The organism is Amycolatopsis sp. NPDC034160 (assembly GCF_055575355.1).
In genome coordinates this window covers 317,284-326,329 of sequence record NZ_JBVISU010000006.1, presented here as the reverse complement: position 1 = coordinate 326,329, position 9,046 = coordinate 317,284, and the positions used below count along the sequence as shown (strand labels likewise).

Annotated in this window: 3 protein-coding genes and 2 pseudogenes; 2 read left to right on the top strand and 3 right to left on the bottom strand. The window is 67.7% G+C overall.

Going from position 1 to position 9,046, the window contains the following annotated elements:
- Together ACZ54P_RS16350 and ACZ54P_RS16345 are read right to left on the bottom strand one after the other, a co-directional pair.
- A pseudogene (locus ACZ54P_RS16350) lies at window positions 1–248 on the bottom strand (IS1380 family transposase); the annotation flags it as partial.
- A 402-nt stretch (window positions 249–650) separates the two neighbouring features.
- Window positions 651–2,393: a WXG100 family type VII secretion target gene (locus tag ACZ54P_RS16345; protein ID WP_465462343.1), complete on the bottom strand. Its 1,743-nt coding sequence runs from the start codon at window positions 2,391–2,393 to the stop codon at window positions 651–653.
- Window positions 2,394–2,649: 256 nt separating this feature from the next.
- Here ACZ54P_RS16345 and eccCa point away from each other — a divergent pair, with 256 nt between their 5' ends.
- The gene (gene eccCa / locus ACZ54P_RS16340) at window positions 2,650–6,633 is read left to right on the top strand and encodes a type VII secretion protein EccCa (RefSeq protein WP_465462342.1); all 3,984 of its coding nucleotides are present in this window, start codon (window positions 2,650–2,652) and stop codon (window positions 6,631–6,633) included.
- Between the two features lie 260 nt (window positions 6,634–6,893).
- Here eccCa and mycP read toward each other — a convergent pair whose 3' ends face one another.
- The gene (gene mycP / locus ACZ54P_RS16335) at window positions 6,894–8,141 is read right to left on the bottom strand and encodes a type VII secretion-associated serine protease mycosin (RefSeq protein ID WP_465462341.1); all 1,248 of its coding nucleotides are present in this window, start codon (window positions 8,139–8,141) and stop codon (window positions 6,894–6,896) included.
- A gap of 652 nt (window positions 8,142–8,793) precedes the next feature.
- Between mycP and ACZ54P_RS16330 the strand changes: the two are divergent.
- Window positions 8,794–9,021 (top strand): annotated as a pseudogene (locus ACZ54P_RS16330) (IS701 family transposase); the annotation flags it as partial.
- Between the last annotated feature and the right edge of the window lie 25 nt (window positions 9,022–9,046).

Here is a 9,046-nt window from a genome sequence, read left to right as displayed (position 1 = left end):
GGCGCCCGGAGACCGGTGAACAACCGGCGCATCCCACCGTGCCGGATCACGTCCAGATCCTCGATCGAGTCCCCGCCGGCGACCATTCCGGCCACTACCGACAGTGCTTTCGCGCCCGTGTTCGCCCCGACCGCAATCCCCAGGTCAACCCGGTCTTCGATCAGCTGGCCGAGGCCGATGGCCTCGGCCAGCCGCAGCACCGGCACCAGCCCCGCGCACGACACGAGACCCTCATCATCGAACCTCACCGACACCGATCCGGCGGTATGAGATGATCGCATCCAGCAGATGCCCTCTCGCTACGTGGTTTTTGTTCCGTCGCAAGAACAATCATCCCAAGCCAGAGGGCATTTGCGTACCCAGACACACCCCAAACACCCACACCACACCGGTGGATCCAGGTTGAGTGTCTCGGATCTTGCGTTGATCAAGGGCTGAGACCGGGCGACCCGTCCGACGAGGCGGGAAATCAGGACACTCACCGTTCGGATTCCTCGGACACCCGATAGCCGACGTCCACTCCCGCGGGACCCAGGTAAGAAAGCTTCCAATGCTTGGTCGCGGGCCACGGCAAGGGATGGCCCGCCGGTCGCTGATTCAAGGTCAGGCACAACGGTGTCGCGAAAGCCACTCCCGCAATCACTTCGTTCTCACTCGGTGGTTCGATCGTCGTCTTTCCGCTCGGGGCGTCCGAGCACGGAGTCCACCATCTCCATGGCCTTCTTCTTCGCGTCGTCGAGGTCGAGTGCCCGCGGCGGCGGTGCGGCGACCGGGCGGCCCAGCACCTGGGGAGCGTTGCCGGAGGCGTCCCAGACCTTGGGGTCGACGCCGAGCAGACCCATCGGCTGCCGTTCGTTCTCCGTGTCCTGGCCTCCGCCGACAGCACCGCCTCCGAGCATCGGTGACATGAGACCGCCACCGGTGCCGTGCATGGCCTCCCCGGGCATCCGGGGCGAACCGGTCCCGCCGGGAACCACCGGAGGAAGTCCGGGGGTGGAACTGCTGTCGAAGCCACCGACGGGCCGGAACGCCGGTGAAGCGGGCAGTGCGCTCGGCAAGGAAGTCTCCCCCGCGACCGGCGCGACGACCGGTTGCACCGGAACGCCCAGTGATACCGGAGTGGCGTTGCCGGGAAGTCCGGCGCCGGAGCCGTGCGGTAGCGGAGGTGTTTTGAGGACCTCCGCCGGTGCGGCGGTTCCCGACGGCGAAGGCGCTGTCGCGGGAGCGGGTGCGGAGGCCGAAGGCGGAGGAAGCTCGGAAGCCGAAGCCTCGGCATGGACCGGTTCGTGACTCGCAGGAGCCGCGGACGCAGCGTCGGTCGCGGACACTGTCGCCACCGACGGGGCCGGCTCCGCGGTGCTCTCCGGAAGATCCGCGTCGAAGGTGGCCTCCGCGCGCGCCGAAGCACCCGGCGAAGTGAGGTCCGCGTTCGGGATCTCAGGCTTCAACGGTGGCTCGTCCTGCTCCGCGGTCGCGCTTTCGTCCCCGCGCGAATCCTTGTGCTTGTCCTTCTTCGACTCGGTGTTCCGCGGCCCGGCCTGGACCCCTTGCGTCCGGCCCAGTACCGCGAAGTAGGCGCCGTTTCCCTGCCCGTCGACGGTTTCGCCACTCGACTCCGGTTGCGCGGCCGACGTTCCCTTCCCCACGACCGCGGGCGCCACCAAGGCGGGCGTGCCCTGGGTCGTGTCCCCCAGCAACCCGGCCCAGACATCGCCCTGACGACCCGACCGTCCTTCCGCCATCGGTCCGCCCATAGGCAGCAAGGCGGCGGCAGGCACGATTCCGCCACCTCCGGATGTTGTTGTCCCGTCGCCATGGCGGCCCAGCTGACCGTCGGCGGAGGGCTGGACGGCGCCCGTGGCCGGCGTCGGCCCCGTGGGAGCGGACGCGTTCACCGCCGGGCCCTGACCGTTCATCGGGACATCGGTTTCGGCACCGGGGAACGGAGTGATCGCCGTCCCGATCTCCTGATACGCGACTCCGAGGTCGTGCACCACCTGCCGAGCGGCCGGGAGGTCGCCTTCCCGTTTCTGCGCCTGCAGGTCGCGGATACGTTGCTGCGCGAGCGCGAGAGCGTCACCGGCCCGGCGGAGCGTGGCACCGTAGCCGGGACTGGCCATCGCTTGGATCGCCGTGTTGCCGAGGGCGTTGACATTCCGGACGTCGTCGCCGAAGGCTTCGGCACCTTCGCCTCGCCAGGCATCCCACAACTCACGAGTCCCGCGCGCCAGGTCGTCCTGGATCTGTTCCAACCGTGCTGTCGCCGTGTCGAAAGCCTGCGCACGCTCGTAGTAGGAATCCGGGCTGACCTCGTTGACCAGCTGGACAAGCTGCTCGAAGGTCAGCACTTCGATCTCCGGGTCCACGATCGTTACCGGTTCGGACGCCGTCACGGATCAGCCCCTGTTCAGCACGTGTACCAGGTCGGCCGGAGGCTCCGGCCGGCTTGTTCTCACCGTCCGAAATGGACGGTAGCTTCGCCGCGTTCTTTGTGCGATGCTGTGTTCGCTCTACCTCAGGTGACAGGCCCTTTCTTCCAGGTCCAGGCCCTCGTCCCGGCATCCAAGCTAAGCCCGGCCGCACTGCGGGCGGCCAAGCCGGACCGAGATCCCCGAAAAACGGGGAGAACCACTCACCAAGGGAGAGCCTGTGAGCACCACGCTGTTCGCCCGGCGCGCGCGACGGCCCAAACCGCCCGCCCCCGAGATCGAAACCGAGCTCCAACCGCCTCCTGGCGTGCCCGAGAACACCGGCGGCGGCATCAGCAGCGTGCTGATGTACGCCCCCATGGCACTCGGCTCACTCGCCATGGTGATGATGTTCGTCCGTCCCGGCGCCGGGGCCTTCGCCTACATCGGCGGTGGCCTCATGGTGCTGTCGGCGCTCGGCATGCTCATCACGCAGATGGTACGGAACTCGGTCACCCACAAGCAGAAGCTGAACGGCCACCGGCGTGACTACATCCGCTATCTCGGCCAATTGCGCAAACAGGCCCGCGACGCGCTGAGCGCGCAGCGGAAGGCCGCCCGCTGGATCCATCCCGACCCGCACGCGCTGTGGTCGATGGCGCTGGGCTACCGGCTCTGGGAACGGCGCCCCGCCCACGACGACTTCGGCGAGATCAGGCTCGGCCTGGGCACCCAGCGCTCGACCTTCAAGCTGGTCCCCCCGAACAGCCAGCCGATCGAGGACCTCGAACCGCTCACCGCGCACGCCCTGCGCCGGTTCATGCGCGCCTATAACACGCTCCCGGACGCGCCGATCGCGGTGTATCTCCGAGGGTTCGGGCAGATTCAGTTCTCCGGCGACGACGACGCCGTCCTCGGCCTGACGCGGGCGGTCCTCGCCCAGCTGGTCACCGCGCACGCCCCCGGTGACGTGCGGGTCGCGGTCTGCGCCTCCGAAGAGCATATGGACCGCTGGGACTGGCTGAAGTGGCTTCCCCACCACCAAGACACCGAAAGCCGCGACGCCGCCGGAGCACGACGGCTCGCCGCCGACGACATCACCCAGGCGGAACTCCTGCTCGGCGGGCCCTCGTTCACCGGGCGGCCGCGGTTCGAGGCCGACACGCCGATCACCGCGTCCGAGCCGTTCGTCATCCTCGTGCTCGACGGGGTCTCGGTGCCCGCCGACCACCGGGTCGCGGACGAGGGCTACCGCAACACCGTGGTCCTGGACGTCTCCGGATCGCTGCCCTGGCAGCAGCGGGCCGGAGCGTTGTTCCTGGAGGTCGACGCGGACGAGGTCCGGACGGTGTCGTTCGACCGGGTCGGCAAGCAGCAGACCGCCCGGCTCTGCCGTCCCGACCGGATGAGCGAGGTCGCCGCGAACGCGCTCGCCCGGACGATGGCCCAGTTCCGGATCGGCGAGGTTTCCGAGGACGACGAACCGCTCGCCGTCGACTACGACCTGGCCACCCTCCTCGGCATCGGCGACGTCGCCACCTTCGACCCGGTGAAATACCGCCGCGACCGGATGACCGGCAAACGGCGCTTGCGCGTGCCGATCGGCATCGCCGGGGCGGGTTCCCCGCTCGAACTCGACATCAAGGAATCCGCCGAAGACGGCATGGGGCCGCACGGACTGTGCGTCGGCGCCACCGGCTCCGGCAAGAGCGAACTGCTGCGCACGCTGGTGCTCGCGCTCGCCACCACCCATTCCCCGGAAGACCTCAACTTCGTGCTGGTGGACTTCAAGGGAGGCGCGGCCTTCCTCGGTTTCGACCAGCTGCCGCACACCTCGGCGGTGATCACCAACCTCGCCGAAGAACTCGAACTGGTCGACCGTATGCAGGACGCGCTGACCGGCGAGATGAACCGGCGTCAGGAACACCTGCGCGCGGCCGGCAACTACGCCTCCCGGCGCGACTACGAGGCCGCCCGCGCCCAGGGTGTGCCGCTCGAGCCGATGCCCGCGTTGTTCATCGTGGTGGACGAGTTCAGTGAGATGCTCTCGAGCAAACCCGAGTTCATCGACGTCTTCGCCATGATCGGCAGGCTCGGCCGCAGCCTCGGGGTACATCTGCTGCTGGCCTCACAGCGCCTGGACGAAGGCCGGATCCACAAGGTCGAGACGCACCTTTCCTACCGGATCGGCCTCCGGACCTTCTCCGCGATGGAGAGCCGCAGCGTCATCGGCGTCCCGGACGCCTACGAACTGCCCAACAGCCCGGGCAACGGCTACCTCCGGCCGGACACCCAGACCCTGGTGCGGTTCAAGGGCGCGTTCTCCTCGGCGCCCTACCGGCCGAAGCGACGACAGACCGGGCTCGCCGTCGAGCAGCACATCGTCGCGTTCGGACAGCGGTACATCGAACCTCCGGTGGCGCCAGAGCCCGAAACCGTCGAAGAGGACCAGCCCAACGAAGCCACGGAGACCATGATCGACGTGCTGATCGGCAGGCTACGAGGCATCGGCCCGAGGGCGCACCAGGTCTGGCTGCCACCGCTGAAGACGTCGGCGACCCTGGATCAGCTGCTACCGCCGCTGGTGGACCACCCGACCTACGGCCCGCGTCCGGTCGGCGACCTGAACACGGCGAACATGACCGTGCCCGTCGGGCTCATCGACCTGCCCGCACAGCAACGGCGCGAGCTGCTGATCGCCGACCTGTCGGGCAGCAAGGGCAACGCGGCGGTGGTCGGCGGACCGCAGAGTGGCAAGAGCACGATGCTGCGCACGCTGATCTGCGGCCTCGCGCTCACCCACACCGCCGAACAGGTCCAGTTCTACTGCCTGGATTTCGGCGGGACGCTGTCCTCGCTCGCGGCGATGCCGCATATCGGCAGTATCGCCAACCGGCTCGACCGCGACCGCGTCACCCGCACGGTCCTGGAGATCACCAACCTGATGGCGCGGCGGGAGACCATCTTCGCCGAACACAACGTCGACTCGATGGTCAGTTACCGCCGGGCCCGTGCCGAGGGCCGTTTCCATGACCTCGATCCCTACGGCGACGTGTTCCTCGTGGTCGACGGCTGGTACACGATCCGGCAGGACTTCGAGGAAATCGAGGAGAAGTTCACCGAACTCGCCGCACGAGGACTGAGCTTCGGTATCCACCTCGTCGTCGCGTCCAACCGGTGGTCGGAAATGCGGCCGTGGCTCCGGGACGTCATGGGCACGCGCTTCGAACTCAAACTCGGCGACCCGGTCGACTCGGAAATCAACAGCCGGTTCGCCGCGACCGTGCCGTCGATCCCCGGGCGCGGGATCACCCCGGACCGGCTGCACTTCCTTGCCGCACTCCCCCGGATCGACGGCGACTCCCGTACCGACGACCTCGCGGACGCGACGGTGGAACTCGCCGAAGCGCTGGCACCGCCCGGAGCACCGCGCGCGCCGAAGGTCCGGCTTTTGCCGCAGACCCTGCACGCGCGGGAACTACCGGCCCCGCGCGCACCGTCCCCGGCGGCGGAGATGCGCATGGCGCTCGGCCTCGAGGACCAGCACCTCGAACCGGAGTGGCACGACTTCGACGTCACGCCACACCTGCTGATCTACGGTGACGCCGAATCGGGCAAGACCAACATCCTCAAGCACATCGCCCGTTCGATCGTGGCGCACCACAGCAGCGACGAAGCCCGCATCATGTTCGGCGACTTCCGCCGCGAACTGCGCGATTCGATCCCGGCCGAGTACCAGCTCGAATACGCCGTGGGCGCCGAAGCACTGACGAAATCGATCGCCGGTGCGGCTTCCGTCATCGAGAAACGCATTCCCGGTCCGGAAATCAGCCCGAGCAGGCTTCCCCTGCGCGACTGGTGGACCGGTGGACGGCTCTACATCATCATCGACGACTTCGAACTGTCGGAATCCGCCGGAAGCGCCGGCCCGCTGCAGGGCCTGATGCCGGTGCTCGCCCAGGCCGCCGACGTCGGCGTGCACATCATCCTCGCGCGCAGTATCGCGGGAGCGAGCCGGTCGATGAGCAACCCGGCGATCCGGCGCATGTGGGAACTCGGCACACCGGCGCTCCTGTTGTCCTGCCCGAAAACCGAAGGTTCCTTCCTCGGCAACCTCAAGCCTCGGGTGCTTCCGCCGGGACGCGCGCAGTTCATCAACCGCCGCCGATCGGTCCGATTGGTACAGACGCCGCTGGTGGAGGATGGGTCGGCACCACTGCCATAGAGAGAAACAGGCTCACTCAAGAGGCTCGATCCGCCTCTTGAGTGTCCAAAAAGGACATTTTTCGAGATGGGAGCGCCCGAGCGCGTAAAACTGTGTCGCGAAAGCCACTTTCAGGACATGTGGTGTCCCGAAAGTGGCTTTCGCGACATGAGCAGCAGCGACCTTCCCCAGTACATGATGGCCCCCTTCCTTGCGCCTGACGCAAGGAAGGGGGCCATCATGTACTTCACGCGAGCCGTGAACCCGCAGGTGGGCGTAGATCAAGCTCCGGTGCGAGGGCGGGAGAATTCGACCACCCGGGCCCGCTTCCAGCCGCGGCGCTTGGCACCCAGGCACAGGCGGAACACCAGCAGGCCGAGCAGCGCGAGAACCGGCACGGAGACCGTGGCGACGACGGCGACGACCTCGCCGGGACCGTCCGGGCGGACAGGCACCGGCAACGGCGCCGGTTCGGCCGCGACGACGGGCGCCGCGGTGCCGGATTCCTCGGGCAGCAGTGTCGTCACGGCGGCCATCGCGTTGACCGTTCCCCAGCCCAGTTGTGCGTCGGGCAGCACCGCGGCCGGGTGGTCCGCGGTCGCCTCCAGCCGGTGCTTGACCTGCTCGGCGGACAGTTGCGGCCGGTAGGCGCGCACGAGTGCGGCGACGCCCGCCACGAACGGCGCGGCGTAGCTGGTGCCGCTGCCCACCCAGTGCCCGGCGCCGCCGGGGCCGAGGCTGGTGACCCCGACGCCGGGAGCGACCAGGGAGAGGAACTTCCCGGTCTGCGAGAAGTCCGCCTTCTTGCCGAGCATGTCGATCGCGCCGACGGCGATGACGGTGGGATACGAGGCGGGGTAGGTGATCGGGTCCCCTTGTTGGGCGGTGTTCGCCGCGGAGGCGACCACCACGACGTCGCGCTGGGCGGCGTACCGGACGGCTTCGGCGAGTTCCGGATCCGGGTTGTCGGTGCTGGCCGAAATGTTGATCACCCGGGCGCCGCCGTCGACGGCGGCGCGGATACCCTTGGCCATCTCGGCCGCGGTCAGGACCGGAGGTGAGCCGTCCGCGGTCGTGATCGCGCACCGGATCGGGAGAATCGTGGCCTCGGGCGCGACCCCGGCGAATCCGGTCCCCGGCCGAACGGCGGCGCCGATGATCCCGGCGACGAACGTGCCGTGCCCGAAGCAGTCGTCGTTCGCCGGCTTCCGTTCCGGGGTGGTGACATCGAGGCCGGGCTTCACGCGTCCGCCGGACAGCTGGGGCGTATTCCCGTCGACACCGGTGTCGACCACCCCCACGGTGACGCCGGCGCCTTTCGTCAACGACCAAACCCGGTCCACCGCCATCCGCTGCTGAGCCCAGGGCACGCCGGGCTCGGTGGCCTCCGGTGCCTGCAGACAGCCCTTCTGCTCGGTCGGCAGCGGAGCGGGCGCCTGCTGTGCCGCGGCGGGTGACGACGCCCAGAGCAGGCCCGTGACCACCGTGATCGCCAGAACGCCGGGGCGCCCCGCCTTCCCGTTGCTCATCAGATGTCCTCTCGAGTCCGCTTACCCCGCACCGATCCGGACGGCGGACGGGTCCAGTGCACAGTCGACCACACCGGCCTCAACGAAATCTCTATCCCGCACCCGGGAGATCCTCACGCGTCATCCTCGGGTTCCGGCTTGACGATGTCCTTTTCCGCCATCATGTCTCATCATCTTTCGAAGCTTGCCGTTATTATCCGGACACCCTCTCGCGCAGGATGCGCGTATCCACACACCATCTGACAAGCAGTCCAGCGGTCCGGCAGATGGAAGCGATCCCGCTCCCCGCCTGACGCGGCGGGTGCTCACCCCGGCCTACAAGCTGGCCATGGTCACCGGGTACGAGAACGCCCCAATGGAGAGAAGGGCGCGGTCCTGCGTCGTAAAAGCCTGTGCCCCTCGCACATCATCGAATGGACGCAGGCTCGTGACGCCGGGGTCTTATCCAGCGGCCAGGCAGAGTCAGCAGCCCCGGCGAACGCGGAAAGAAATCGGCTGAACCGATCGAATTGGAGAAACTTCGCCGGCGGAACGAGAAATTGGAATCCGATCTGCGGACAACGACAGGCCGCCGAGGACATCACGATTACCACCTTCACCCAATTGCGTTCGATAGAGATATCGGTGAAGAAACCCTGCGCGCTGACCGGAACATATTTGTTTCGGGGCCGCGACAATGGAGGTGACCGAGCTTGCTCGTGTTGCCTGAATCCGGTGGGCGATCGAGTAGTACTTCCAAACCACGGAAAAACGAGACCGGCTGGACCGTTACCAAGTGCGCGGTTACGAAGCGTGGTATCGGCATATCACCCTCTCCATGGCCGCTGCGGCATTCTTGGTCACGATCCGGAATGCCGCAAAAAAGGGACTCCTCCCCGTGCGGCATTTCACTACCCACATCCTTC